28 protein-coding genes, 1 CRISPR repeat array and 1 riboswitch are annotated in these 26,009 nt (G+C 54.7%); of the genes, 23 read left to right on the forward strand and 5 right to left on the reverse strand.

The window, feature by feature from the left end:
* Nucleotides 1–56: 56 nt before the first annotated feature.
* Nucleotides 57–133: riboswitch (Fluoride riboswitch) on the forward strand.
* Nucleotides 134–147: 14 nt separating this feature from the next.
* The 10 genes from E3E30_RS03340 to E3E30_RS03385 all read left to right on the forward strand — a co-directional run bounded on the left by E3E30_RS03340 (nucleotide 148) and on the right by E3E30_RS03385 (nucleotide 6,796).
* On the forward strand, nucleotides 148–1,014 hold the full coding sequence (locus E3E30_RS03340) for a hypothetical protein (RefSeq protein ID WP_042689678.1): 867 nt from the start codon (nucleotides 148–150) through the stop codon (nucleotides 1,012–1,014).
* 8 nt (nucleotides 1,015–1,022) lie between these two features.
* A complete protein-coding gene (locus E3E30_RS03345; RefSeq protein ID WP_167728444.1) occupies nucleotides 1,023–1,694 on the forward strand; it encodes a hypothetical protein in 672 nt (223 codons plus the stop codon).
* Entirely contained in the window at nucleotides 1,673–1,978 is a 306-nt protein-coding gene (locus tag E3E30_RS03350; protein ID WP_167728445.1) for a hypothetical protein, read from the forward strand. The genes E3E30_RS03345 and E3E30_RS03350 overlap by 22 nt, the downstream gene beginning before the upstream one ends.
* Entirely contained in the window at nucleotides 1,975–2,436 is a 462-nt protein-coding gene (locus E3E30_RS03355; RefSeq protein ID WP_167728446.1) for a hypothetical protein, read from the forward strand. Before E3E30_RS03350 ends, E3E30_RS03355 begins: the two co-directional genes overlap by 4 nt.
* A gap of 67 nt (nucleotides 2,437–2,503) precedes the next feature.
* Complete coding sequence (crcB, locus tag E3E30_RS03360) at nucleotides 2,504–2,875, forward strand: fluoride efflux transporter CrcB (protein WP_042689671.1); 372 nt, start codon at nucleotides 2,504–2,506, stop codon at nucleotides 2,873–2,875.
* A 4-nt stretch (nucleotides 2,876–2,879) separates the two neighbouring features.
* Nucleotides 2,880–3,260 carry a DUF190 domain-containing protein gene (locus E3E30_RS03365; protein ID WP_042689668.1) on the forward strand — a complete coding sequence of 127 codons (381 nt, stop codon included), beginning with the start codon at nucleotides 2,880–2,882 and terminating at the stop codon, nucleotides 3,258–3,260.
* Nucleotides 3,261–3,347: 87 nt separating this feature from the next.
* Nucleotides 3,348–3,866, forward strand: coding sequence for a hypothetical protein (locus E3E30_RS03370; RefSeq protein ID WP_167728447.1), 519 nt, complete (start codon nucleotides 3,348–3,350; stop codon nucleotides 3,864–3,866).
* 59 nt (nucleotides 3,867–3,925) lie between these two features.
* Complete coding sequence (gene coaBC, locus E3E30_RS03375) at nucleotides 3,926–5,131, forward strand: bifunctional phosphopantothenoylcysteine decarboxylase/phosphopantothenate--cysteine ligase CoaBC (protein WP_167728914.1); 1,206 nt, start codon at nucleotides 3,926–3,928, stop codon at nucleotides 5,129–5,131.
* 64 nt (nucleotides 5,132–5,195) lie between these two features.
* Nucleotides 5,196–6,002 carry a mechanosensitive ion channel family protein gene (locus E3E30_RS03380; RefSeq protein WP_167728915.1) on the forward strand — a complete coding sequence of 269 codons (807 nt, stop codon included), beginning with the start codon at nucleotides 5,196–5,198 and terminating at the stop codon, nucleotides 6,000–6,002.
* A gap of 113 nt (nucleotides 6,003–6,115) precedes the next feature.
* Nucleotides 6,116–6,796 (forward strand): aspartate/glutamate racemase family protein, encoded by a 681-nt coding sequence (locus tag E3E30_RS03385; protein WP_167728916.1) that lies wholly within the window; start codon nucleotides 6,116–6,118, stop codon nucleotides 6,794–6,796.
* A 2-nt stretch (nucleotides 6,797–6,798) separates the two neighbouring features.
* Here the strand turns inward: E3E30_RS03385 and E3E30_RS03390 are convergent, their stop codons facing one another.
* Together E3E30_RS03390 and proS are read right to left on the reverse strand one after the other, a co-directional pair.
* Nucleotides 6,799–8,409 carry a carbamoyltransferase gene (locus E3E30_RS03390; RefSeq protein ID WP_167728448.1) on the reverse strand — a complete coding sequence of 537 codons (1,611 nt, stop codon included), beginning with the start codon at nucleotides 8,407–8,409 and terminating at the stop codon, nucleotides 6,799–6,801.
* Between the two features lie 25 nt (nucleotides 8,410–8,434).
* Nucleotides 8,435–9,886 carry a proline--tRNA ligase gene (gene proS / locus E3E30_RS03395; RefSeq protein WP_167728917.1) on the reverse strand — a complete coding sequence of 484 codons (1,452 nt, stop codon included), beginning with the start codon at nucleotides 9,884–9,886 and terminating at the stop codon, nucleotides 8,435–8,437.
* A gap of 117 nt (nucleotides 9,887–10,003) precedes the next feature.
* Between proS and E3E30_RS03400 the strand changes: the two genes are divergently transcribed.
* The 12 genes from E3E30_RS03400 to E3E30_RS03455 all read left to right on the forward strand — a co-directional run bounded on the left by E3E30_RS03400 (nucleotide 10,004) and on the right by E3E30_RS03455 (nucleotide 18,128).
* On the forward strand, nucleotides 10,004–11,005 hold the full coding sequence (locus tag E3E30_RS03400; protein ID WP_167728449.1) for a 2-hydroxyacid dehydrogenase: 1,002 nt from the start codon (nucleotides 10,004–10,006) through the stop codon (nucleotides 11,003–11,005).
* Nucleotides 11,006–11,015: 10 nt separating this feature from the next.
* The gene (locus E3E30_RS03405) at nucleotides 11,016–11,474 is read left to right on the forward strand and encodes a hypothetical protein (RefSeq protein WP_167728450.1); all 459 of its coding nucleotides are present in this window, start codon (nucleotides 11,016–11,018) and stop codon (nucleotides 11,472–11,474) included.
* A gap of 31 nt (nucleotides 11,475–11,505) precedes the next feature.
* The gene (locus E3E30_RS03410; RefSeq protein WP_206205062.1) at nucleotides 11,506–11,772 is read left to right on the forward strand and encodes an AbrB/MazE/SpoVT family DNA-binding domain-containing protein; all 267 of its coding nucleotides are present in this window, start codon (nucleotides 11,506–11,508) and stop codon (nucleotides 11,770–11,772) included.
* Nucleotides 11,747–12,178 (forward strand): type II toxin-antitoxin system VapC family toxin, encoded by a 432-nt coding sequence (locus E3E30_RS03415; RefSeq protein WP_167728451.1) that lies wholly within the window; start codon nucleotides 11,747–11,749, stop codon nucleotides 12,176–12,178. Before E3E30_RS03410 ends, E3E30_RS03415 begins: the two co-directional genes overlap by 26 nt.
* Nucleotides 12,178–12,942, forward strand: a complete 765-nt coding sequence (locus E3E30_RS03420) for a sulfite exporter TauE/SafE family protein (RefSeq protein WP_167728452.1) — start codon at nucleotides 12,178–12,180, stop codon at nucleotides 12,940–12,942. Before E3E30_RS03415 ends, E3E30_RS03420 begins: the two co-directional genes overlap by 1 nt.
* A 30-nt stretch (nucleotides 12,943–12,972) precedes the next feature.
* Nucleotides 12,973–13,704, forward strand: coding sequence for a sulfite exporter TauE/SafE family protein (locus tag E3E30_RS03425; RefSeq protein ID WP_167728918.1), 732 nt, complete (start codon nucleotides 12,973–12,975; stop codon nucleotides 13,702–13,704).
* A gap of 41 nt (nucleotides 13,705–13,745) precedes the next feature.
* On the forward strand, nucleotides 13,746–14,018 hold the full coding sequence (locus E3E30_RS03430) for a hypothetical protein (RefSeq protein ID WP_042689631.1): 273 nt from the start codon (nucleotides 13,746–13,748) through the stop codon (nucleotides 14,016–14,018).
* 55 nt (nucleotides 14,019–14,073) lie between these two features.
* Complete coding sequence (locus E3E30_RS03435; RefSeq protein ID WP_167728453.1) at nucleotides 14,074–15,225, forward strand: hypothetical protein; 1,152 nt, start codon at nucleotides 14,074–14,076, stop codon at nucleotides 15,223–15,225.
* Between the two features lie 25 nt (nucleotides 15,226–15,250).
* The gene (locus E3E30_RS03440; RefSeq protein WP_167728454.1) at nucleotides 15,251–15,526 is read left to right on the forward strand and encodes a hypothetical protein; all 276 of its coding nucleotides are present in this window, start codon (nucleotides 15,251–15,253) and stop codon (nucleotides 15,524–15,526) included.
* A 157-nt stretch (nucleotides 15,527–15,683) separates the two neighbouring features.
* The gene (locus E3E30_RS03445; RefSeq protein WP_167728455.1) at nucleotides 15,684–16,085 is read left to right on the forward strand and encodes a MarR family transcriptional regulator; all 402 of its coding nucleotides are present in this window, start codon (nucleotides 15,684–15,686) and stop codon (nucleotides 16,083–16,085) included.
* Between the two features lie 133 nt (nucleotides 16,086–16,218).
* Nucleotides 16,219–17,121 (forward strand): hypothetical protein, encoded by a 903-nt coding sequence (locus E3E30_RS03450; RefSeq protein ID WP_167728456.1) that lies wholly within the window; start codon nucleotides 16,219–16,221, stop codon nucleotides 17,119–17,121.
* Nucleotides 17,122–17,138: 17 nt separating this feature from the next.
* Nucleotides 17,139–18,128, forward strand: a complete 990-nt coding sequence (locus tag E3E30_RS03455) for a MarR family transcriptional regulator (RefSeq protein ID WP_346765891.1) — start codon at nucleotides 17,139–17,141, stop codon at nucleotides 18,126–18,128.
* Here the strand turns inward: E3E30_RS03455 and E3E30_RS11440 are convergent.
* Nucleotides 18,125–18,364: a hypothetical protein gene (locus E3E30_RS11440; protein WP_346765892.1), complete on the reverse strand. Its 240-nt coding sequence runs from the start codon at nucleotides 18,362–18,364 to the stop codon at nucleotides 18,125–18,127. The genes E3E30_RS03455 and E3E30_RS11440 overlap by 4 nt on opposite strands.
* Before the next feature lie 178 nt (nucleotides 18,365–18,542).
* Between E3E30_RS11440 and E3E30_RS03470 the strand changes: the two genes are divergently transcribed.
* Nucleotides 18,543–19,895 (forward strand): ATP-binding protein, encoded by a 1,353-nt coding sequence (locus tag E3E30_RS03470; RefSeq protein WP_167728457.1) that lies wholly within the window; start codon nucleotides 18,543–18,545, stop codon nucleotides 19,893–19,895.
* Nucleotides 19,896–20,011: 116 nt separating this feature from the next.
* On the opposite strand, the gene metG is transcribed toward E3E30_RS03470, so the two are convergent.
* Entirely contained in the window at nucleotides 20,012–22,231 is a 2,220-nt protein-coding gene (gene metG, locus E3E30_RS03475) for a methionine--tRNA ligase (protein ID WP_167728920.1), read from the reverse strand.
* A 578-nt stretch (nucleotides 22,232–22,809) separates the two neighbouring features.
* Nucleotides 22,810–24,451: direct repeats of the CRISPR family, unit length 30 nt; unit sequence GTTGCAATAAGACTCGAAGAGAATTGAAAG.
* Nucleotides 24,452–24,480: 29 nt separating this feature from the next.
* Nucleotides 24,481–25,911 carry a cysteine--tRNA ligase gene (gene cysS / locus E3E30_RS03480; RefSeq protein ID WP_167728921.1) on the reverse strand — a complete coding sequence of 477 codons (1,431 nt, stop codon included), beginning with the start codon at nucleotides 25,909–25,911 and terminating at the stop codon, nucleotides 24,481–24,483.
* Nucleotides 25,912–26,009 lie beyond the last annotated feature (98 nt).

The raw sequence follows: 26,009 nt of genomic DNA on the forward strand, positions 1-26,009 counted from the left end.
ATTTATAAGCGTTCTTTAGAGCGTTGAACCACGACGCTTTTAAGGCACCACTCCGAGTGAATACGGGCGATGGCGTCCGCCCGGGGCTTCGAGCCCGAACCGCCCGAAAGGGGCTGATGACGCCTGTTCTCCACGGGAGGTGAGAGAATGGGCTCGAAGCTTTACGAAATCGGACGTTATGTTGACGTTGATGCCGTCCTGCGATACGTCACGGACAGGCGACACGAAGATGGAGGTTACTGCTTCGTTAGCGTTCTCGACGATACCAACGTGAACGATACCTACTACGCGATTAAAATCTACAACCTCCTCGGCATCGAGTTCCCGGAACCTGAGAAAACCATTGAGTTCCTGAGCAACGCCATCCAGCCCCAGACTGCAGTCGTGGCAATAGCGATGGCGCTCGAAGGTCTCGCCCTGCTCGGAGCCAAGGACGTCGCGAGGGAGAAGAGCGACATCGTTTTCACCAAGTACAACCCCGCGGAAGGCAAGTTCGCGGTCGGACTCGGAGGAAGCGAGGAGTTCGGAACGGCGACACCACTCGAAGCCACCTACTGGGTCACCAAGGCCTTCAACCAGATTGGTCTGAAGTTCGATTCCACCGAAAAGGACGCGATTAGGGCCTTTGTGATGAAGTTCCGCAACGGAAACGGCTACGGCGTCAAGCAACCAACCACGACCATGACCTACCAGGCCCTCTTCACGCTCTACACCCTCGGCTACCGCCCGCCCAAGAGCCCGCACTTCAGGAACTGTGAGCTCTGCGGTGACTGGGGTGGGTTCACCGAGGTGCCTTACAGCCTTCCGCCATACCTTGAGCCGACGTTCTACGCAACGAGGGGCCTTGAGCTTCAGAACGAGACCCCCACCTGTCCGAGGAGGCACGTGTGGTTCATCCGCCAGCTCCAGAACCCCAACGGCGGCTTCAGGAGGAGCCTTGAACTGGGAATATCCAACTTCCAGAACACCTACCGCGCGCTGGCGGTCGTTGACTCGATGATGCGTTACCTTTAGTGGAGCCTATGGACGTTATTGAGGCAGAACTCCGAAGGGCAATGGAAGAACCGGGCTGTCCGGTCTGCAGGTTAGTCGAGAAGTTCGAGGATGAAGAGATTGAGACCATACTCTACGAGCATCCCAATGACCCGGCCGTCAGGAGGGCCTTTCGAAGGAGCGGGGGTCTCTGCAGGAGACACGCCTGGAAGGTCCTCCGGCTGGCCCTCTCCAATCCCCTTCTTGGCCCCCACGGAGTATCTGTCATTTACGAGGACGTTCTTGAGAGCTACCTGCGCGGGGAGAATGAAACCGAGGAGTGTCTCCTCTGCAGGCTTACCGCCGAGAAGGAGCGAATCCTAATCGAATCCCTCGCCGACAGGCTTCCAAACCTCATCGAGACATATGAGAACTCGCCCGCAATCCTCTGCAGGAGACATTACGAGGAAGTTCTAAGGGAGATTACCGACGAAAGCCTGAGGAAAAGGTTCTCAGAGGTTCAGAGGAGAAAGCTCGAAGGGCTGAGAAAGAGGCTTAAAGGACTCATAGAGAGCTTTGACTACCGGGCCGGGAGAAAACCCACGGAGGCAGAGAGGAGGGCGATACTTGAAGCAGTGGAATTCCTTGCCGGTAGGGAAGTCGGCCCAGAACGCGGGCGGAAGGAGAGGAGGGAGAAACGTTGGCTGTTGAGATTGAGGTGAGTGGTGAAGAACTTGATAGAATCAGGCGAAACCGGAAGGAGATTGAAAACAGGTTTAGGGACGCGGAGGGCCTTGAAAGAACACTGAAGGCCCTAAAACTCAGGCTCCTCCTCGAGAGGAGGGAAAGACTGCTCAGGAAGCTTGAAGAAATGGAAACCAACTACAGGGAACTCGTTGAGTTCGAGAAGAAGGCGAAAGAGGACCGGAGTTACATGCTTGAGCTGAGAAGCGAGCTGAGCAGGGAAAACGCGGAGCTCAGAAAGCGCCTGGGGGATATGCGATGAAGGTCACGGTATGGGCCAAGGGCAGGTGGAGGAAGGTTCATTTCAACGTCCCTGACGAGCTCTGGAAGAGAATCGAGGAGACCTGCAGGAGGAACGGTTTCCGAGCGGAGGAGGCCCTTAGGATAATACTCCTTGACGGCTACCTTGATGAGGAAGTTGACGAGGAAGAACTTGCGAGACTGGAGGAGGAGATAAAGGGGCTCGAAGAGAGGCTTTACGAACTTGAAGGGCACTGGTCCCCCCTGAAGTTCAGGACGTACTACTCCGCCCTGGACAACCAGAACCTTGCCATAACCCTTTCAGGGCTGATAGCCGAGAACAGGCGCCTCAGGAAGATGCTGGGCCTTGGGGAGAGGGACTTCTCGAAGGTGGAGGAGCTGATACACTACTACCTCTCCTATGCCTTTGGGAACAAGAATGGCCCTGGACGAAAACCAAAAGATTTTAAAGGTTCCTAATCGCCTGGGGATGAACGTTTTTCTCGCTGAAGAAGACATTTAACAGGCAAAGGGCAGGGGTGATGGAATGAACGCGAGATTGATGGGGCTGATAGCACTCGGCGGCGCCTTGGGAGCTCTCGCAAGGTTCTACCTCTCAGGACTGCTCCCCACTTACCGGGATTTCCCAGTTGGAACGCTCCTCGTGAACAGTGTGGCCAGCTTTATTCTCGGCTACCTCTACGGCCTGCTCTTCTGGGGCGTTGACGTTACGCCGGAGTGGAGGCTCTTCCTTGGAACGGGCTTCTGCGGTGCTCTGAGCACGTTCTCAACCTTCTCTTATGAGACGTTTTCGCTCCTCCGCGAGAGGGAGTACCTCATAGCGGGCCTCAACGTGCTGGCAAACGTTTTTGTAACCATAAGCCTAGTGTTTCTTGGGTTTATAATGGCGAGGAGGTGAGGGTATGGTTGAAGTTGAACACTGGAACACGCTCAGGCTTAGAATCTACATCGGCGAGAACGACCGCTGGAACGGAAAGCCACTGTATAAGGCGATAGTTGAGAAGCTCCGCGAGATGGACATAGCCGGTGCAACCGTTTACCGGGGAATCTACGGCTTTGGAAAGAAGAGCAGGATTCACTCAAGTGACATCATGAGGCTTTCAACGGATTTGCCAATCGTGATTGAGGTAGTTGACAGGGGCTTCAAGATAGAGAAAGCGATATGCGAAATCAAGCCCATGATTAAGGACGGGATGATAACCGTTGAACCAACGCTCGTCGTATGGGTTGGAACCGAGGAAGAGGTCAAAAAATTTGAGGAAGATGCCGTCCGTGAGGAATAGTCAGGCCGACATCCAATAACTTAATAAGGGCTCAAAACGACTCACCCACAAACTAAAGTTACACTTACCCCTGCGAGGGGATTAACTATGATGTCGCTGGAGTTCGAGGTCCCCGTGAAGAGGCTCAACAACGTTATGGGCGTCATACTTAGGGAGGACTCCAAGCTCCAGTGGGTCTACTACCGCGAGGATACGCAGAGCGTCGTCGTCCGAACGACGGTATCAAAGAACGCCCTTCAAACGTTCCTGCTGAGGTTAGCCTCCGCTGTGGACGTGCCAGTGGAAGTCACAATAGTGGATGAGCGGGAAACGGGCAGGGCAATCCATGAGGCATTTCTCCTCAGGGTGGACGTTTCAGAGGGCTCTTATCCCGTGGTCATACTGCTCCTCTACAACGTCAGCAAGTTTTACCCGGATACGATAATAGTCGGCACCTCCGCCGACGCCCCTCAGGAACTCGTTGACACCGTGCTTAAATTGACAATCGGTAAGGTCAACCTCCTTGAAACCGAGAAGGTTAGGAGCTCAATCGTTGATGGTGGGCTCTTCATCCAGCTCAGGGCAAACGTGCCCAGCACTTCCGACAAAGAGATAGTCCTTGTCTGAGCCATTGGTTAAGTCAGAAGCTTCTTAACCCCTCTCTCCAACTATTCTCGGTGGTCTCGATGCTTCACCACGTTAAGCTGATTTACGCCACGAAGAGCCGGAAGCTCGTCGGCAAGAAAATCGTTCTCGCGATTCCCGGGAGCATAGCCGCTGTCGAGTGCGTCAAGCTGGCAAGGGAGCTCATAAGGCACGGCGCGGAAGTGCACGCGGTGATGAGCGAGAACGCTCAAAAAATAATTCACCCCTACGCGATGGAGTTCGCCACAGGGAATCCAGTCGTGACCGAGATTACGGGATTCATAGAGCACGTCGAGCTGGCCGGAGACCACGAGAACAAGGCCGACCTGATTCTCGTCTGCCCCGCGACGGCGAACACCATAGGCAAGATAGCCTGCGGCATAGACGACACACCCGTCACGACCGTTGTTACCACAGCCTTCGCCCACACCCCGATTATGATAGCCCCCGCAATGCACTCCAGCATGTACGAGCACCCAATAGTCGTTGAGAACATCGAGAAGCTCAAAAAGCTGGGCGTCGAGTTCATAGGGCCGAGGTTCGAGGAGGGCAAAGCTAAAGTGGCGACGACCGACGAGATAGTTTACCGCGTCATCAGGAAGCTCCATCCAAAGAGCCTCGAGGGGAAACGCGTCCTGGTCACGGCAGGCGCGACGAGGGAGTATATAGACCCGATTCGCTACATCACCAACGCGAGCAGTGGCAGAATGGGAGTTGCAATAGCCGAAGAGGCGGACTTCAGGGGGGCGGAGGTTACGCTCATCAGGACGAAGGGAAGCGTCCCGAGCTTCGTCGAGAACCAGATTGAGGTGGAAACGGTAGAGGAGATGCTTGAGGCGATAGAAAACGAGCTGAAGGCGAAGAAATACGACGTCGTCGTTTTGGCCGCCGCCGTAAGCGACTTCCGCGTCAAGAACAGGGCGGACGAAAAAATCAAGAGCGGTAGGAGTTTAACCCTCGAACTCGAGCCGACGCCTAAGATAATAGACCGCGTTAAAGAGCTTCAGCCTGAGGTCTTCCTCGTGGGCTTCAAGGCCGAGACGAGCGAGGATAAGCTCATCGAAGAAGCCAGAAAGCAGATTGAGCGCGCGGGAAGTGATTTAGTCGTTGCCAACACCCTCAAAGCGTTCGGAAGCGAGGAGAATGAGGTATTTCTCGTCACCCGCGATGGTGTTAAGAAGCTCCCGAGAATGGACAAGCGCGAGCTTGCTGAGCGGCTCTGGGACGAGGTTGAGCGCCTTATCTAACCCGAACCTTTTTAAGTCCTTTTTCCCACCTTTCTTGATAAAACTTCGTATGGAGGTTGTTGGTATGGTGAACCTAAACCAGGCGCTCCCCTACGTTGGGGTGACGCCGTTTCAGCTGATTTCTGCCCTCGCAATTCTCATCGTGGGTTACGTCATTGCGAGAGCCGTCGTTGGGGCCTTCAAACGGGCCCTCAGAAAGACCAAGCTTCCGCCGCTGGTCGTCGAGTTCCTCGGCAGGTTTCTGGCTATTGGCCTCTACCTGATAGTCCTCATCGTGGCCCTTGGGGCCGTTGGAATCTCGGTGTCGCCGGTAATCCTCGGCCTGTCGGCGGTGGTAGGCCTAATCCTCGGCTTCGGCCTGCAGGACACGCTTACGAACCTCGCGGCCGGCGTCTGGCTCGCCGCGCTGAGGCCCGTTGATATAGGAGAGGTAGTGGAGGTCGCGGGCAAAACGGGCAAAGTAAACAACATCGGTCTAATGGGAACCGAACTTCTGACGCCGGACAACAAACTGATAACGATTCCCAACAAGCTCGTCTGGGGGAGCGTCATAACCAACTATACACGAATGCCCACGAGGAGGGTGGACGTTGACATAGGCGTCGCCTACGGAACCGACCTTGACAGGGCTATAAAGCTCGCGATGGACCTCATGAAGGGCCACCCGAAGGTTCTCAATGAGCCGGAACCGAGCGTCGTCATAACGGCCCTCGCGGACTCCTCTATAAACCTCCAGCTCAGAGCATGGGCGAAGACCGAGGACTACTGGGCCGTCAAGGGCGACCTCACGAGGGGAATCTACGAGCTTTACACCAGGGAGGGCATAGAGATTCCGTTCCCGCAGCTCGACGTCCACCTGAAGAACGAATGATTTTCGGGTTCTCACCCGTTTTTCACGTTTTTGTAAACTTTTTCTTTCACTAACCTTTCGTTTTTAACCAAAAGGTTGATAGCGGGGCCGACCTACTACACCCGGTGATTGCCATGAGGAGGATAGGCCTCGTCGGCGGAACGAGCCCGGAATCAACGCTCTACTACTACAAGAAATACCTTGAGATAAGCCGCGAAAAGTTCGAACCCTATGTTTACCCGGAGCTGATAATCTACTCGATAAACTTCAAGGAGTTCATCCACAACCCGAACGGCTGGGAGGGGAGAAAGGAGATACTCATAAACGCGGCGAAGGCCCTTGAGCGGGCCGGGGCGGAGATAATAGCCCTGACGGCAAACACTCCCCACATAGTCTTTCCCGACGTCCAGAAAGCGGTAAACGTCCCAATGGTCAGCATAATAGACGCCCTCATCGAGGAGATGAGGAAGAGGGGAGTTAAGAAGGTTCTCCTCCTCGGAACGAAGACAACCATGACCGCGGACTTCTACAAGAACGCCCTCCGCGAGGCGGGCTTCGAGGTCGTCACGCCGAGCGAGGACGAGATGAACGAGCTCGACAGGATTATCAAGGAGGAGCTCATGTTCGAGAACTTCGCCAGCAGGGACTGGGTGGTCGAGCTAATCAACCGCTACATAGAAAGGGAAGGAATTGAGGGCGTAATCCTCGGCTGCACCGAGCTTCCCCTCATAATAAAGCCTGGCGACGTTAAGGCGGAAGTCTTTGACACCGTTGAAATCCACATGCGGAAGCTGATAGAGGTAGCGAGCGGGTGATTTCATTCTTTTTTCCACACTGCGAACCCCTCAACTACCAGAACGTCCAGTCCGGCCTTTCTAAATGTCCTCAGCGCGTCCTCCGGTGAGCAGACTATCGGTTCGCCGTGCATGTTGAAGCTCGTGTTCAGAACGGCCCCGATGCCGGTTCTCCTCTCGAAGGCCTTAATGACTTCGTAGTAGCTCGGATTCACCTCTTTCCTCACTGCTTGAGGCCTCGTCGTGCCATCCACGTGGACGACCGCCGGAGCGGCTTCTCTGAACTCCTCGCTCGCGGTGTAGCTCATCGTCATGAACTCGTTCGGCCTTCCTTCGAGGTCTTCGAGGTATTCTTTAGCTTTTTCCCAGAGCAGGGAGGGCGCGAAGGGCTGGAAGACGTCCCTTTTAAGCGCCAGATTGAGCCTCTCCTTAACCTTTTCGTCGGAGGGGTTGGCCAGAATCGAGCGGTTGCCCAACGCGCGAGGCCCGAACTCCATCGCCCCCTGGAAGAAGCCGACGAGTTTCCCCTCGCTAAGAATATCGGCAACGAACTTTTCGTTGACTTCCTCAAACTCAAGCCCCTCTTTTCTCAGGAACTCCTCAACGTAAGCCCTCCCGTAGGACGGGCCGAGGTAGACGTGTTTGAGCTTGAACGGCCTCCATTTTCCGTCGAGCCTCTCGAGCTGGGCCTTTACAAAGATTGCCGCACCAAAGGCCAGCCCCCCGTCGTCCATCGCGGGAAAGACCCAGAGATTGTCGTCCCCGAAGATTTTTCTCAAAACCGCGTTGGCCTTGACGTTCTGAGCTACACCACCGGCGTAGGCCAAGGGAATGCCCTTTGAACTCAGCTTAACGCCGAGCTCCTCAAGGAGCTTCTCAAGGTGTCTCTGCGCGCTAGCAGCTATCTCGATGGCCTTCCTCTGGAGCTCGCCGTCGAGCTTCCCGCGTTTCATCTGGTTCGCTATCTCCTTCGCCCTTGAGAGGGGATAGCCGAAGAACTCGGCCAGCTTTTTAGTCGCTTCAACGCCGATGACCTTGAGGTGGTTGTCAAAGGTCAGCCCGTTTAGCTCGATTATAGCGCTCAAATCGTAGGTCGGCCGTCCGTAGGCCGCTAAACTCATCACCTTTCCTTCGTGGCGCATCGGCTTAAATCCTAAAAGCTCCGTAACCGAGGCGTAGAAGTCGCCGAGGGAGTCAATGTAGGTGCTCTGCGCTATCCTAATCATTTCGCCGTCCCTCGCCACGTAAATCGAGGAGCTCAGGCTGTCTCCAGCCGCATCTATGCTAACAGCTAAAGCCTCGCGCCAGCCCGAGGTGTAGTAGGCGCTCGCCGAGTGCGCTAAGTGGTGCTCGACGAAGAGGACCTTCCTCTTGAACTCCGGGCCGAAGATGGCCTTCAACCTTCTTTCAAGCTCGATGAGGCGCTTCTGCTTTCTGAAAATCCCGGCGACGGCTATCACCTCAACGTCCTCCGGGTCAGCGTTTGCCATCTCGAGAACGGCCGTGATGCTCAGCTCGGGGAAGCCCCTGTACTTCTTGACCCGGTTCAAGCGCTCCTCGTTCACCGCGAAAATCCTCTCGCCGTCTATCAGAACAGCCCCGGCGTCGTGGCCGTCGTGGACTCCGAGAATCATGGAAACCACCAAAAGGGAAAAGGAATCAGTAGGTCCTCGCGAACCTCGCCACGAACTTCGCCTCCCTGCCGCAGACCGGGCACTTCTTGCCTTCGATGCCCTCTCTGGCCTTCTCCTCCGGGTAGGGCGTTCCGAGCATCTTCGCGTCAAGCTCCTCTTCCATTTTAAGCCCGCACTCCTCGTCACCGCACCAGGGAATCTCGACTATGCCACGTCTGTCCTCGAAGACGGCCTTGGCTTCCTCAATCGTGTCAACGCGCTTGATGTGGCTCTCAAGGAACTCCTTGGCGCGGTTGTAGAGGTTTTCGTGAATCGCGTCGAGGGTCTTCTTCACCTCCTCGACGATGGCATCGCGCTCGACGGTTACCTTCTCGAAGGTGTCGCGCCTCGCGAGGACGGCTTTCCTTCCCTCTACATCTCTCGGGCCGACCTCTATGCGGAGGGGAACGCCCTTCAGCTCCCAGTCGTAGTACTTCCTTCCCGGCCTTATGTCGCGCTCGTCAACGTGGACGCGGAAGCCGGCTTCTCTAAGCTCCTCGGTTATCTCCCTCGCGTAGGCGAAGACGTCAACGTTTGCGTCTTTCTTCGGAATGGGCACGATAACGACCTGAATCGGCGCTATCGTCGGCGGGAGAACCATTCCGCTGTCGTCGCCGTGAACCGCTATGACCGCCGCTAAAAGGCGCTCGCTCATTCCAAAGGTCGTCTGGTGAACGAACTCGTGGTCGCCCGTCTCGGTCTCGTACTGGATGTTGTAGGCCTTGGCGAAGTTCTGCTTGTAGTTGTGCATCGTGCCTATCTGGAGCGTCCTCCCGTCGGGCATCATTATCTCGGCGCCGAGCGAGTAAAAGGCGCCGGGGAACTTGTCCCAATCGGGTCTCTTTGAAATTATGTAAGGTAAAGCGAGGAACTTCGCGAGGCGGTCGAATATCTCAAGGTCCTCCTTTATCTGCCTCTCGGCATCTTCGAAGTCGGCATGAGCCGTGTGGGCCTCAAAGAACCTGCTGATTTCCCTAACGCGAATGAGGGGCCTCGTGTGCTTGGTTTCATAGCGGTAGACGTTGACTATCTGGTAGACCTTGAAGGGCAAATCCGCGTGGGAGCGAATCCAGAGGGAGAACATTGAGTACATGGCAGTTTCGCTCGTCGGGCGAAGGATGAGCCTGACGTCGAGGGGGTCGAGACCGGCGTGAGTAACCCAGTAAACCTCGTCCTCGAAGCCCTTTATGTGCTCAGCCTCCTTCTGGAACTCGGTTTCAGGAATGAGCGCCGGAAACAGAACTTCCTCGTGGCCGGTCCTGTCCATCTCGGCCCTTATGAAGGCCTCGATGTTGCGCATGATTTTCAGCCCGTACGGAAGCCAGACGTTCATCCCCTTGACCGGGTAGCGCTTGTCGATAATTCCAGCCGTTTCGAGGAGCTCGTTGTACCACTCGCTGAACTCGTTGCTCCACTTCTCACGCTTTACCTTCCCCATCTGCACCACCTAAAGGGAGAACTGGAAGGAGTTTTTAAGCTTTCTCAGGTGAGATTCGCCACTTCGTCGGGAGAAACCTTATTAGGTTCGTTTCGATAGGGGTCTTAAGGTGGTAGCATGAGACCGAAGGTGGCCGTCCTCTTCAAGATGAAGAGCAAACCCCTTGAGGAACTCAAGAAATGGGCGGACGTTGACGTTATCCTCTATCCGAGCGTTGAGGAGCTTAAAGAGGTCATCGGGAAGTACGACGGGCTGATAGTTTCCCCGCTCAACCCGGTTCCCGGCGAAGTCCTTGAGAAAGCTGAAAGGCTGAAGGTTATAAGCTGTCATTCAGCAGGCTACGACCACGTTGACATCGAGACCGCAACCAAGAAGGGAATCTACGTCACCAAAGTGGCAGGCGTTCTCAGCGAGGCGGTGGCGGAGTTCGCCGTCGGCTTAACGATAGCTCTTCTGAGAAAAATCGCCTACGCCGACAGGTTCATTCGCTCTGGAAAGTGGGACTCCCACAGGACGGTCTGGAGCGGTTTCAAGGGCATCGAGACGGTTTACGGCAAAAAGGTTGGAATCCTCGGCATGGGGGCGATAGGGAAGGCAATAGCGCGGAGAATGAAGGCGATGGGGACGGAGATACTCTACTGGTCTCGCTCGCGGAAGCCCGATATCGAGGAGGAAGTTGGCGCGAGGTACCTTCCCCTCGACGACGTGCTGAGGGAGAGCGACATCGTAATCCTCGCCCTCCCGGCGACGAGGGAAACCTATCACATCATCAACGAGGATAGGCTGAAGCTCCTTGAGGGCAAATATTTAGTCAACATCGGACGCGGAACCCTCGTCGATGAAAAGGCCCTCGTTAAAGCCCTCAAAGAGGGTAAGCTAAAGGGATACGCGAGCGACGTCTTTGAGAACGAGCCGGTTCAGGAGCACGAGCTTTTCGACTACGAGTGGGAGACTGTTCTAACGCCCCACTACGCCGGCCTCTCAAAGGAGGCTATGGAGGACATGGGCTTTCAGGCGGTTAGAAACCTCTTAGCAGTTCTGCGCGGTGAGGTTCCGGAGACGCTTGTGAACCGCGAAGTCCTTAAGGTTCGTCCGCCCGAGGAGGTAAAGATGCTCTGAGGTGGTTTGAATGGAGTGGAGGGAAAGGCTGAAGGGCCTTCTCGAACCTTACGGCGAAGTTATTGAGACTGAGAAGGGGTTAATCTTCGAGTTCGGCGACGACGAGGGGGACTTCTCTGACAGGCTCGCCTTCGTCATCGAGGAGCCCGAGGAGTGGCCGCTGGTGGAAGTTGCGGTAAAAGCGATAGCCGATTTAACCGACCACGACGTCCCGGGGAGAAACGTCTTTGCCTTCGGCTTCGAGCCGGACTTTGAGGGAACGCTCATCAGGCTCCGCCTCTTCGACGGAAGACCTGGAGAGGGGCCGGTAATCGGGGACGTTCCCGAAAAGGTCGTGAAGATAGCGGAGCGCAACGGACTCAGGTATCATCGGGGAGAGGGGGAAGGGCTTGGCCTTCCGAAGGACTTCACGGAGGAGGACTTTGAGGCCCTGGTAAAGCTCGTGGAGGCCGTTGCCTTTGAATGGTAAGGCTTTAAAACACCAATGACCAAAAGTGGGAATGGTGGGAAAAGTGGGAGTAACGAAGATAGACTCCAAAGGCAGGGTCGTAATCCCAAAGGACGTCCGGAGAAAGCTTAACATCAAGCCCGGCGAGGAGTTCCTCGTTACGGAGATAGACGGCGATACGATAGTCCTGAGGCGCTTCAACGTCAAGAAAATGCTCGAAAAACTCGTCAGGAACTCAAGAGAAGTGAATTTAGAGGAGCTTGAGGCTGAAACCAGGGAAGAGGGGAACAGAGTTGCGAAGGAGCTCTACAGACTGTAAATTTCTGCTCGACACGAACGTCTTCATAGCGGCGGTTAAACGGGGCTGGACTGACACTACCGAGCTTTTACTCCATTTTTTAACCAGCAAACGCTACGTTCTGGTGGCAAACGACGTCTTGATGGCCGAATACCGAAAATACGCCGAAAAGCTCAACGCGCTGGACTTCTATGAGTTCATTAAAAGGCGTGTCACGATTGTGAACCCAAGCAGGGAGGAAGTGCTCCGCGTTCTTCCGTATTTCCCTGAAACCCAGCTTGCGGATGCCGTCCACGCGGCGACGTGCCTGAAAAGCGGGGCAATCCTCGTGACCAACGACAGGCACTTTGAGAATGTTTCCCGTGCGGGTATTATTGAAGTATGGGGCATAAGCGACGCCATACGACGCATTTTGAGGGATGATTAATGCTGAAATACCTCGGCTACTTCGCGGTCGGTGTCTTCATCGGAGTCCTCGCGGCACTGTTTGGCCTCGGAGGGGGCTTCCTGATAGTGCCAACCCTCAACCTGCTCGGCGTCGAGATGCACCACGCGGTCGGAACTTCCAGCGCGGCAGTTGTTTTCACATCGCTCAGCTCGGCTATTGCCTACTCAAGGCAGAGGAGGATACACTACAAAGTGGGCCTTTTGCTGGCCTCAACTGCCGTTATAGGCGCCTACATAGGGGCATGGCTCACGTCCTTCATCAGCGCCTCCGGGCTGAAGGTCATCTTCGGGCTGGCGCTAATCGTCGTTGCAGTGAGGATATACAGAAAGAAAACGGCAGAGCCGGGCGAGGTCAGGCTTGAGGACGTTAAGGTGAACTACAAGCTCGTCCCGGTCGGTGGCTTCTTCGCGGGAATCGCGAGCGGTCTTCTCGGCGTCGGCGGAGGAATCATTAACGTGCCCTTCCTGACCTACCTTGGACTGCCGATTCACTACGCCGTCGCGACCTCAAGCTTTGCCATAGTGTTCACCGCAGCTTCCGGGGCGATAAAGCACTACATGATGGGCAACGTAGAACTCCACTGGCTCGTCCTCCTCGTGCCCGGGCTGATATTAGGGGCCCAGCTCGGGGCAGGAATAGCCAAGAGAACTAAGGCTTCCTCCCTGAAAAAGGCATTCGCCGTTGTGATGTTCCTCCTGGCGTTAAGAATGATTCTCAAGGGGCTCGGCTTCGCGGTTCCGTGAGGTTTTTAAGAGACCCTTCCAATGGCCTTCATGCTTCAGTATCTCCTCGACTTCATCATCGGCCTCGGCATTGGGTTTATAGCGGGTCTCCTCGGTGTCGGCGGCGGTTTTCTGATAGTGCCGACCCTTGTCCTCCTCGGAGAGCCGATACACCTCGCCATCGGCACGAGTCTGGCCTGCATAGTCCTCAGCTCGCTCTCCGCCTCGCTGACCCACATTCGAAGGGGTGCGGTCCTTTACCGCGTCGTTCTCCTGAAAGAGGTCTTTTCCGTCCCATTCGCAGTTATCGGCGCCTACTTATCTTCTAAATTCCCTGGAAAGGAACTCAAACTGGCCTTTGCGCTGCTCCTCTTTTACCTTGCCTACACGATGGCGAGCGGAAAGGGCAACCCGCACGACGAAGACGGCACCGTCCACTACTCCCGCGTTCCCCTTGTGGGCATCCTCTCGGGCCTCGTAAGCGGGCTTTTGGGCATAAGCGGCGGCGTTCTCAACGTCCCGCTCTTTCACACCTTCGTGGGCATACCTATGAGGTACGCCGTTGGAACCTCGAGCTTTGCCCTCTTTTTCACGGCCTTGGCTGGAGCCTTCGAGCACTACCGCCTTGGGCAGGTTGATTTACACATGGCCCTCCTCCTTGCTCCGGGGCTCATAATCGGCGGCAGGCTCGGCGCTTTAGCGGCCCACAGGGCCCATCCAGAGACCCTTAGAAGGGCATTTGCTGGGGTTTTAATCCTCGTCGCGCTCAAGATGCTCCTGTGAAGGTTTATTAATCACAATGCAAAGCTCAATCGGTGGAGACTATGGAGGAGCTCACCGGGAAGGTCCGCGAGAAGTTTGGCCTTGAGGTCAAAGACATGGCCGACGCTTGGAAGCTCGTTGAGTGGCTCGAGGAGAGGGAGTGGGTTGTCTACATCATAACCGCCAAAAACAGGAAGCAGGTCGATGCGTGGCACCCGCGCTACGGAACTCTCTTTGCCCAGTTCGGGGAGGTCCCGAACTTTGGGAGCATCTTTGAGGGCATCTTGACAGTTGCGCTCCTGGCTAAGGAGCTTGAGGAAAAAGGAACGATTTGAAACGCGCGTTCCACCGCGACCCTAAAATATTTGGGCCCCCAAGAGGGGAACGGTGATGGCCGTGAGGAAGTTGCTCGTGGTAATATTGACGGCCCTGCTCGTGGGGAGCGTGGTGCCCTTTGCCCTCGCGAGCGGGTCAGAGAACTCCACAGGGACAAACGAGGTTCCGCAGGAGAAGGTAGTTGCTGAAAAGCTGATAAACAACCTCAAGAGGCTCGCCGAGTTCACCGAGGCGAAGGTTCCCGAGAACATGACGAACTCGACGTACCTCGCCTTAGCTGAGGAGCACTACAACAAAGCCCTGAGCGAGTTCCAGGCGGGGAACTACAACGCCTCCATGGTGGACGCGCTGATGGCGATGCACTACTACCGGCTCGTGCTGTCGGAGATTAGGGCACCGATGAAGGGAGCCGGCGCCAACGTGGAGGCCCAGTTCAGGGCACAGGTTGAGAGAACCAGGGCCTACCTGCGCTACGCTGAGAGGCTCATCAACGTTGCCGGTGAGAAGGGACTAAACGTCACCGAGGCGAGGGAACTCTACAACGAGACCATTGAGGCGTTCAAGCTCGTGATGGAGGACGTGCGCTCTGGAAACCTGACAAAGGCAAGGGAGGACTACGAGGTTGCCCTCCAGAAGAAGGCCGAGCTCGACTCCGCGTTGAAGGAACTGAGGCTCCAGATGCTCCATCAGAATGCGGAGCAAGTGGTTGAGCGCTTCCTTGCAAAGGGCGAGAGGGCAATCCAGCTCGCCAACAGGACCCTGAGCGAGAACCCGAATCCGGAGCTGAACGAGACCTACACCGCGTTCCTTGAGCTCTACACGAGCGTCAAGACCCTCGCGGACGAGGGCAGGTGGGACGAAGCCCTTAACCTCATAATCGAGAAGAGGGACGTGGTCAAGGAGTTCCAGATGGAACTCGGCAGGGGAAAGGCCATGGCAAGGGGCCACTTCAAGTGGGACGGAAACTTCGAGAAGCTCAAGGAGCTCCGCGAGAGAATAGTCCGCGACGGCAGGGAGCTCATGAAGCTCAAGCGCGAGGGCGTTGACGTCTCGAAGGCGGAAGTCCAGCTTAAGAGCGCCATGAACGAATACAAGCTCGGAATCCGCCTGCTCCGCACCGGACAGCCTGAGAAGGCGAAAGAACACTTCGAGGCCGCCGTCACCCTCCTGAGGGAGGTGGAGGCCTTCATCAACGCGCACTCCTGACCCCTTTCATTTTGGAGGTGGAGGAATGAGAAGGCTCCGATGCACGGCGCTCGTCTTTGCACTGCTTCTGCTGGCTTCCCCGGTCCTCGCCCAGGAGACCGTAAAGCTCTTCGTTTACGAGGACGGTTACGTCAAGGTGGAAATCTCGATAGTGCCAGATAACTACACCGAACCGCTAATCGTGCCGGTTACCGAACACGCCCAAGACATCATCGTTGAGGACTCCCGGGGAAACCCCATCGATTTCCAGGAAACCAACGAGTCTCTCTTGATTTACCCCCGGAAGCGCCGAGCTCGTTAGGATTTCCTACTACACCCCCGACCTCACCTCCAAGAGGGGAATAGTCTGGACGGTTAACTTCTCCTCCGAGGTCCCCTTTGAGGTCCTCCTGCCCGATGGTGCCGTCATCGTTGATTTGAGCGATATCCCCCTTCGAATAAACGGAACCTCCATAACGATGCCTCCGGGCAACCAGAGCGTCTCATACATCATTGAAAACCCCCCAACGGGCAAGAACCAGAAAAGCGGTGCCCTTGAAGTTCTCCTGGCCTTTGGCGGGGCTGTTCTCGTCGGAGGAGTGTTTTTCATATGGTGGAGGAAACGGTCCGGAAACGATGGCGGTGAGACCAAAGCTGACCCCATTGAAGATGCCCTTAAAAGCGACGAGCTGAGGGAGGAGGAAAAGCTTGCGCTGAAATACCTGCTGGAGCACGGCGGACGGGCCAGTCAGGCCGAGATAAGGGACGCGCTCGAGATTCCGAAGACGACCGCGTGGAGGATGTTCAAACGCCTCGAGGAGAGGGGACTCGTGAGAATCATCCGGGGAAGGAAAGAGAACTGGGTGGAGTTGAAGCGTTAGAGAAAACGTTATATCCCCCTCGCCCCTAATTCTATCCGCCTGAAATCGAAAGGAACTTGCGGAAACGTTTTAAGTCCTTTGTTCCACCGCTTCCCTAATTAGGGATGAGCCGTAACTTAAAGCGGTGATAACCGTGAGGGAAATCGCGTTCATGATTATCGGGATACTCCTCGTCTCACTCGTTCCGGCAGTCGGCGGGGTTAGTTCCGAGACCGTCTCTGCGTCAACGAGAGCAAACGGACTGCTCCTTGCACTGGACCGGCTTGCCAACTACACCCATTCAGTCAACTGCACCTCTGAACAGGCTGACGCCCTTCGCGAAAAGGCCTGGGAGCTGTACAGGGACGGAAAATACAACGAGAGCGTTGAGGAGGCCCTAAAGGCGATGAACCTTTATCACTCGGCCATAACGTTCTGCCGGTTTGGAGGGGAAGAATTGACGGAGAAAACCGACTGGATTTCAATCGCCGAAACAGAAGTGGCCATCGCTGGGAACGTTCTGGAATACGCTAGGAAGCTAATTGAATCGGGCGAGCTGAGCGGAGAGGAGCTGAGGGAGCTCGAAGCCGAGTACAACCAAACGCTATGGGTCTACGAGGGACTGAAAGAATCCCTTGAGGAGAACGATACCCAGGACATAGTTCACAAGGTGGCGTTCCTCCAGACATCTAGGCTGAAGCTTGAGGAGGCCCTGAACTTGGCGGTTCGTAACTCGGTTACGATGAAGGCTAGACTTATGGGGCAGGCCCAGCTCCGCAGAATTGATGCGCTCATCAAAGGCGGGGCCAACGCAACCGAACTCCTTACCATAAGGGCAGAACTTGAGAACGCCATCAAGAGCGGAAACAGCGAGGAGGTTCTTAGACTGCTCAAAGAAATTCCCAGGATTCTGGTGGAACTGGAAAGAAGGGGCAAGATACGGGGAATCACCCACACAACCCCCGGACATCCCTCGTTCCCCGGAAGTTCCACTGAAGGCTCTCCAAGTACACCCCCAAAGAAGACTCCAGGAGAGGGCTCAGGGGATAAAAGATAAACTCCGGAGGGAGAGCCGTGAAAAAAGCCCTGGCAGTAGTACTCCTGCTACTCACCCTGCCGGTGGTTTTGTCCCAAGCTACGGTCGAGAGCGTCTCGGTCGAAGTTTACGGCAGCGGATACGTTAAGGTGACTGAGGTAGTGGTTCCCTCGAACTACTCAGTGGCAGTTGAAATTCCCCTTTTGAGCGAAGACATCACCGGCCTCGCTGTGCTTGACGAGAACGGAAACCCTCTCCTCTTCGAGAAGAACGGGAGCGTTCTAACTGTTTACGTCCTCAATTCGACGACTAAAATCACTGTCACGTACTTTACGGCTTCGTTGACATCAAAGGAAGGGAAAGTCTGGAACCTAACCTACAGCTTCCCATACCCCGTGACGATAAAGCTCCCCCCAGGAGCGGTGGTCGTTGATTTGAGCGACGTTCCCCTCAAAATAACCTCCGACACGATAACCATGCCGCCGGGAAACCAGAGCGTTTCCTACATCCTCCCCCTCCCAACCACCACTACTTCGCCCCCCTCAACCACCACAACTTCCACTACGACAACCCCAATCTCAAACACGCAGTCCACAACATCCAGCACGGTTTCAACCGCATCAACGTCAACTTCCCCGGCAACAATCCCTGAAAGCACCTCACCCCAGGAACCGGGCACCTCAGCAGCGTCCGGCGGGAGAGACTTGTTCCCCATACTCGGCATTCTGGCGGTCATTGGCATACCAGCAGTCGCATACTGGGCCAAGAAGAGAGGAAACCCAGGGAACCTGCCCCTCTCAAGGGAGGAATTCAAGGAAAAGCTTGAAGCGATGGGTCTCACCGACGAGGAAATCAACGCACTCCTCTACGTCTACGACCAGGGCGGAAGGGCCAAGCAGGCCGACGTCAGGAAAGCCCTCGGGATTCCGAAGACGACCGCCTGGAGGATGTTCAAGCGCCTTGAGGAGAAGGGACTCGTGCGTGTCTATAAGAGGGGAAAGGAGAACTGGGTGGAGCTGGTGTTTTAGAGGCCCTTAGTTGGGATATTGAAGTCTCTCAAGTCCCAGACGAGGCAACCCTCGTTTCTCAGCCCTTCTTTTCCATTAACACTCTTGGCGATGAGGCCGTAACTCTTTCCCCGGCTGTCAAGACCCACAAGCTCGGCTTTCCTCAGCGAGGCTTCTTTCTCAAGCTTTTCCGATGTTTTCAGGTATCTTGCCGAGAAGGGAGTCGTTGTTATGATAGACGAGTTTCCCTGCCTCATTCAGTCGGATAAAAGGTTCTCAGAGAGTTCCAGTACATAGTGGACGAGATAGTGAGAACTTCTCCTTAATTGACATTCACTCTCAACGGCGCTTGAGCCGACTTTCTGACAAATCTGACCCCGCAAACGGGACAACCCATCGAAACCCTTAAATAGTTGCAACGTGATTAGTCTAATCATGATACAACAATTTGTGAACAGGGAGCACGAGATTGAGGCGTTGAAGGGGGCCTTTGAGAGTGAGAAAGCGGAGTTGATAGTAGTTTATGGGAGGAGAAGAGTTGGGAAAACAGCACTCGTTCTTAAGGCATTCCAAAACGTTCCCCTGATTTACTTCCTCGCCGACGAGAGGAGCGAGCGGGAGAACCTCGCGGAGTTCAGACGAAAGGTCGGGGAGTTCTTCGATGACTTCCCCCTCGCCCGCTCCGACCTCGGCTGGGTCGAGCTCTTTGAGTACATAGCCAGGAGGGAAGAAAAAGTCGTCGTAACGATTGACGAGCTTCCCTATCTTGTCTCCTCGAACCCAGCATTTCCCTCGCTCCTGCAGAAGGCCTGGGATTTACACATTCAGAACTCAAAGGTCAAGCTCGTGCTCGTGGGTTCATCGATAGGCATGATGGAAAGACTCCTTGGTCATAAGAGCCCCCTCTACGGGAGAAGAACTATGCAGCTCGACGTGAAGCCGCTGATGTATTGGCACGTTAGGGAGTTCCTTCCGGGCTACTCTCCGGAGGACTGGCTGAAGGCCTATGGAGTGGCCGACGGGATTCCGGCATATCTGAGGCAGTTTGATGGAAAGTTATCATTCTGGGAGAACGTTGAAAGGCTCTTCCTTCGGAAGGAGAGCCCCCTCTACACCGAGGCGGAGTTCCTCCTCAGGCAGGAATTCCGGGAGCCGGCGCGCTACTTCGCGATACTAAAGGCGATAGCCTTCGGGAAGACGAGCTTCGGGGAGATAGTGAACTTCACTGGCTTTGACAGGGGAACCGTCTCGCGCTACCTCGACAACCTCGCGAGGATAAGGGTGATAGCCAAGGTTCACCCGGCCTTTGAGCCAGAGAAGAGGAGAAACACCCGCTACGAGTTCGCCGATAACTACTTCCGCTTCTGGTTCCGCTTCGTCTATCCGAACAGGGAGAGGATTGAGCGGGAGCTCTACTGCGAGGTTCTTGAGGAGGTCAAAGCAAACTTCGACCACCACATGGGGCGGGTCTTTGAGAGGGTCGTTGCCGATTTCCTCTGGAGGGAGTTTGCCTTCGAGAGGGGTGGGAGGTGGTGGAGTAAGAGCGAAGAGATAGACTTCGTGGGGCTGAAAAGGGGCAGGACATACTTCTTCGAGGTCAAGTGGAGCGATTTGAGGAAACGCGACGCCGAGAGGATACTGGCCGAGCTGGAGCGGAAGAGCGGCCTCGTTAAGCTCAAGGCGGAAGAGATTAAGCTGGGTCTCGTTGGTAAAAGAGTGGAAAACGCGGAAAAGCTCAGGGAGGATGGTTTCTTAGTCTTTGAGCTCGATGACCTGTTCGCCCTATAGCTCCCTCAGTCTCTCGACCGAGTCTGGAGAGAAACCTCTTTGGCTTTTCTTCCCTTGGGGAACACCACGCCCCACGTACAGGAACGGAGGAAGAGAAAGGGATTTCAAAAAAGGCCTCACCTAATCCTCGCGCCGAGCTTTACCTCCTTGTCGGGCATGAGCAGGGCGACGTTCTCTCCGTCATCAGCGGCCAGAAGCATTCCCTGGCTCTCGACACCGCGGAGCTTCTTGGGCTCGAGGTTCGCTATGATGACGACGGTCTTGTTGAGGAGCTCTTCCGGCTTGTAGTACTTCTTAAGGCCAGCCACCAGCTGTCTGACCTCGTCGCCCAAATCAACCTTGACCACGTAGAGCCTGTCGGCGTTCGGGTGGTCCTTGACCTCGATTATCTTTCCAACGCGGAGGTCGAGCTTCGCGAAGTCGTCAAAGCTGACGTAGTCCATCTTTCCACCCTCCTTTTTCTTCACCTTCTCCTTCTTCGAGGCCTTTCCGGGCTTTTCGGACTTAACCTCGAGTTCCTCGCCGTAGACGCTCTTAAGTATTGCCCTCGCCTCCTCTTTGTTCTTGAAGCGCTCCAGGGCGACCTTCACAACGTCGTCCCGCTTGTAGTACTTGTCGAGGAGCAGTTTAGCACTCTCCGGGTTTCCTCTGGCGATGTAGTTGAGGATGAAGTAGATGATGTCCTCGTCGGTGACCTTCCTGAACATCGGAGTTGCCTTCCTGACGCGATGACCGGCCGGAATCTCGGTGAACTCCCAGCGCTTGAGCTCCTCAAGGTTGAGCAGGTGCCATATCTTCTCGCTGGCATCCGGTAAGAACGGCTCAAGGAGGATTCCGAGGGCTTTAACTATCTGGAGCGAGACGTTCACGGTGGTGGCCGTCCTCTCGCGGTCGGTCTTTGCCGTCTTCCAGGGCCTCTGGTGGTCGAAGTAGCGGTTGCCGAAGATGGCCAGCTCCATAACCCTTCTGAGCGCGTCCTTGAAGCGGTACTGGCTTATGAGCTCACCAACCTCCTCGAAGGCCTTCTGGATTTCCTCAAAGGCCTCCTTGTCCAGTTCGTTGAGCTCGCCCCTTTCCGGAACGACTCCATCGAAGTAGCGGTTCACGAAGGTGAGCGCGCGGTGAACGAAGTTGCCGAGGTTGTTCACCAGCTCCTCGTTTATCTTGACCTTGAAGTCGGCGAAGCTGAAGTCGCTGTCGCGAGTTTCGGGCATTATCGCGGTGAGGTAATAGCGCAGGTAATCCGCTGGAAACGCGTCGAGGAACTCGTGCACCCAGATGGCCCAGTTCCTGCTCGTCGAGAACTTCTTGCCCTCAAGATTGAGGTACTCGTTGGCGGGAATGTCGTAGGGCAGATTCCACTCGGCCTCGACTTCCTCGTCTTTGTATTTACCGTAGGCCATCAGGAACGCCGGCCAGAATATCGCGTGGAAGGGTATGTTGTCCTTGCCGATGAAGTGTATAACTTTGGTCTCGCCGTCGAGATTGAGCCAGAACTTCTTCCACTCCTTTTCCTTTCCAGCGCGCTTGAGGGCCTCGATGGTTATGGAGATGTAGCCTATCGGTGCCTCGAACCAGACGTAGAGGACTTTCCCTTTAACGTCCTCGTCGTCGAGGGGAACCGGGATTCCCCAGTCGAGGTCGCGCGTTATGGCCCTCTCTTCCAGCCCCTCGTTAATCCAGCCGAGGACGGTGTTCTTGACGTTGGGCTTCCAGTGCTGGCTCTCAATCCACTTCTTGAGCCTCTCCTCGAAGTCCTGCATTTTGATGTAGTAATGAGCAGAGTCCTTGAAGGTTATCGGGTTTCCGCAGATGTTACAGCGCGGGTTGATGAGGATTTCCGGCGTTAAGGGCCTCCCGCAGACCTCACACTGGTCGCCACGCTGGTTTTCTGCCCCACAGTAGGGGCAGGTTCCGATGACGTAGCGGTCCGGGAGGAACATCTTGTCGTGCTCGCAGTAGGCCTGCTTGGTGACCTTCTTGACGAGGTGGCCGTTTTCAAGGGCCTTGAGGAAGAACTCCTGGCTTATCCGGTAGTGGACGGGAAGCTCGGTCCTGCCGAAGTAGTCGAAGCTGATTTTAGCCCTCTCGAAGGTCGTCTTTATGTGCTCGTGGAACTCGTCAACGATTTCCCTCGGGCTTCTGCCTTCCTTGAGCGCGCGGAAGGTTATCGGTGTTCCGTGCTCGTCGGTTCCGCAGATGAAGAGCACTTCTTCGCCCTTCAGTCTCAGATAGCGAACGAATATATCTGCCGGGAGATACGCTCCCGCTAGGTGGCCCGCGTGAATCGGCCCGTTCGCGTAAGGGAGTGCCGAGGTTACCATGTAGCGCACCATTTCAACCACCGTTGGCCGTTGTTTCTGGCGCTTATAAGACCTGCGGGTTTTAAACATTACGGTGGGTTATTAAGTTGTCCGCTAAATATGCATGGTTTGATATAAAATCAGCCGGCACTTTTCTCAGGGGAGTATCACGGTGAGAAAGGGCCGAGACCAGAAGGGCCCCGGTAGAGAGGAAAATTCAAAACAAGCGGGCGGAAGAGGCGGTTGGAAATCGGATTTTACAAATCCTTAAATGCGACATAGTGTTCCAGATTCCAGGTGGAATGTTACGAAGTTTTTTCGAAGCGAACAGATTGGATACGAGCGGGGAGCTTTCCACTGGAACCCTGATGAGGTTCAATTATTCCGCCAGACAAAACCAAAACTGCCTCAAAACCAACATTAAAACGCTCTCGTGAGTCTAGAAATCCCACCGGTGCCCCGGGCCAGGCATGAGAACGATACCCAATCCCCGCGAGAGACAACGTGACGGTCAGCACGACCGACCCCGGGTAAACGCAGGTTTCCAGAAAGGCTTAAATATTCCGGTGTTCTCTTCTCTTCGTTGGGCGGAAGGACGAGTTTTGCGCCCTGTTGCAATAAGACTCGAAGAGAATTGAAAGTGAAGTAGTCATAAACGCTTGATATCTTGTCGAATAGTTGCAATAAGACTCGAAGAGAATTGAAAGAGCTCTTGATGTATCGTGCCGTAATCGACTTTCTTTGTTGCAATAAGACTCGAAGAGAATTGAAAGAAACCATATCCTGGTCCTCTCGCCGAAGTAGTTCACGTGTTGCAATAAGACTCGAAGAGAATTGAAAGGAAGTGGCGAGCATGATGTTCGAGGCCGCGGTGGCGTGTTGCAATAAGACTCGAAGAGAATTGAAAGCGTAAAGGTCCCTCGCAAGGCCCTCCTTCAGCCTGGCAGTTGCAATAAGACTCGAAGAGAATTGAAAGCAGGAGAGGAGGTAGGGCGTCAAGGTCGAACTTCTCGTTGCAATAAGACTCGAAGAGAATTGAAAGGAGGGACAAAATCGTAGAAATCTATCTCAAAGGTATGGTTGCAATAAGACTCGAAGAGAATTGAAAGTCATCAACGCCCGAAGCCTCATCAATGATATAAAGTAAGTTGCAATAAGACTCGAAGAGAATTGAAAGTAGGATTTTCCTTAACTGCCGTCCGGTTGGCGCGGTGGTTGCAATAAGACTCGAAGAGAATTGAAAGGTTACTCTGTGAACCACGCTATATCGCCCTTATTGGTTGCAATAAGACTCGAAGAGAATTGAAAGGAATCATGCCAAGGAAGCCCACAATAGCCCCAGTCAGGTTGCAATAAGACTCGAAGAGAATTGAAAGCAGGAGAGGAGGTAGGGCGTCAAGGTCGAACTTCTCGTTGCAATAAGACTCGAAGAGAATTGAAAGGAGGGACAAAATCGTAGAAATCTATCTCAAAGGTATGGTTGCAATAAGACTCGAAGAGAATTGAAAGTCATCAACGCCCGAAGCCTCATCAATGATATAAAGTAAGTTGCAATAAGACTCGAAGAGAATTGAAAGTAGGATTTTCCTTAACTGCCGTCCGGTTGGCGCGGTGGTTGCAATAAGACTCGAAGAGAATTGAAAGGTTACTCTGTGAACCACGCTATATCGCCCTTATTGGTTGCAATAAGACTCGAAGAGAATTGAAAGATGTTGGCGAAATAGCGGAGGTCAAAAATGGGTTTGGAAAAGGTTGCAATAAGACTCGAAGAGAATTGAAAGCTATGAGGGGGATATAAGCGAGCGTACCAGGCAGCGTGTTGCAATAAGACTCGAGGAGAATTGAAAGCAAGAATACGCTTTTCAGCCTCCAGAGAATCCTCATAGGTTGCAATAAGACTCGAAGAGAATTGAAAGTGGCCATCATCGTTGACCAGGACGGGCAGGTTGTCGAGGTTGCAATAAGACTCGAAGAGAATTGAAAGCTATGAGGGGGATATAAGCGAGCGTACCAGGCAGCGTGTTGCAATAAGACTCGAGGAGAATTGAAAGCAAGAATACGCTTTTCAGCCTCCAGAGAATCCTCATAGGTTGCAATAAGACTCGAAGAGAATTGAAAGTGGCCATCATCGTTGACCAGGACGGGCAGGTTGTCGAGGTTGCAATAAGACTCGAGGAGAATTGAAAGAAGCCGGCTCAGGCGCGTGTTCCTGCTTACGCGGTTGTTGCAATAAGAACCCCAGAAGAACCAAAAGTAGTCCCGCAGGAAAGAAGCGAAAGAGCTCAAACCTTAATCCTCTTCCAGACCGTTCCCTGCGGTGTGTCCTCCAGCTGGATTCCAAGCTTTCTCAGCTCGTCCCTGATTTTGTCAGCCAAATCGAACTTCCTCTCCTTCCTGAGTTGGGCGCGGACCTCAACGAGGAGCTTTATGAGTTCCTCCTCGTTTCCGGCCTTCTGCTCCTTGAAGTAGTCCTCAAACAGGCCGAAGACCTCGCCGACGTCCTTGAAGAACTCCCACGCCTTCCTGAGGATGCTCTCCTTCGGCTTTTCCACCTCGGTGAGGTATCTATTGATAGCGTTGCTGACCTCGAAGACCGCCTTCAAGGCCTCGGCCGTGTTGAAGTCGTCGTCCATGGCCTCGTAGAACTTCTTCCTGGCGTCCCTTATGGCTTCGTAGGCCCTGAACTCGGGCTCGTCCCAGCGGAAGGAAATCTCCGCCTTCTCCATTGCCACGCGGATGTTTTCGAGCGTGTTGTAGAGCCTTTCAAGGTTGTTCTTGGCGTGCTCTATGCCCTCTTCGCTGTAGTCGAGGGGCGAGCGGTAGTGCCTCTGGAGGACGAAGAGCCTTATAACCTCCGGGTCGTAGCGCTTGAGGAGCTCTCTAACGGTTACGAAGTTGCCGAGGCTCTTGCTCATCTTCTCGCCGTTCACCATCAGAAAACCCGTGTGCATCCAGTAGTGAACCCACTCGTGGCCGAAGCAGGCCTCGCTCTGGGCTATCTCGTTCTCGTGGTGCGGGAAGATGAGGTCGTTTCCTCCGCCGTGGATGTCGAAGCTCTCTCCGAGGTACTTACTGCTCATCGTGGAGCACTCTATGTGCCAGCCGGGCCTTCCCTCGCCCCAGGGACTTTCCCACTTCGGTTCGCCGGGTTTCGCCTTCTTCCAGAGCGCGAAGTCCTCGGGGTTCCTCTTGCCTTCACCGGGCTCGACGCGCGCGCCCTTCACGAGGTCCTCGAGCTTTATCTTGCTCAGCTTTCCGTATTCCTTGAACTTTCTGACCTCAAAGTAAACGCCGTCGCTACCTTCGTAGGCGTAGCCCTTCTCCTGGAGCTTCTTCACGAAGTTGATGATGTCCTCCATGTGCTCGGTGACGCGCGGGTAGACGTCGGCCGGCTTGACCTTCAGGGCTTTCATGTCCTCGAGGAAAATCCTCAAAAAGCGCTCCGCCAGTTCCTTCGGGTCCTCGCCGGTCTCGTTGGCGCGTTTGATGATTTTATCGTCTATGTCCGTGAAGTTCATGACCATGAGAACCGTGTAGCCCTTGTGCTCAAGGTAGCGCCTTATGACGTCGAAGGCAATATAAGTCCTCGCGTGGCCGAGGTGGGGGTAATCGTAAACCGTCGGGCCGCAGACGTACATTCTAACCTCGCCTTCGCGAAGGGGCTTGAACTCCTCCTTCTGCCTCGTGAGGGTGTTGTATATCCTAATCGCCATTCCCACCACCGGGGCCTTTTGGGAGGGCCTTTTTATTAGCTTATCGTTGCGGGAAAGCTTAAAAACCAACTCCACAACTCCGGTTAGAGCCCGAAAAA

The sequence above is a fragment of the Thermococcus sp. 9N3 genome, from assembly GCF_012027685.1.
In the GTDB taxonomy this organism is placed as follows: Archaea; Methanobacteriota_B; Thermococci; order Thermococcales; family Thermococcaceae; genus Thermococcus; species Thermococcus nautili.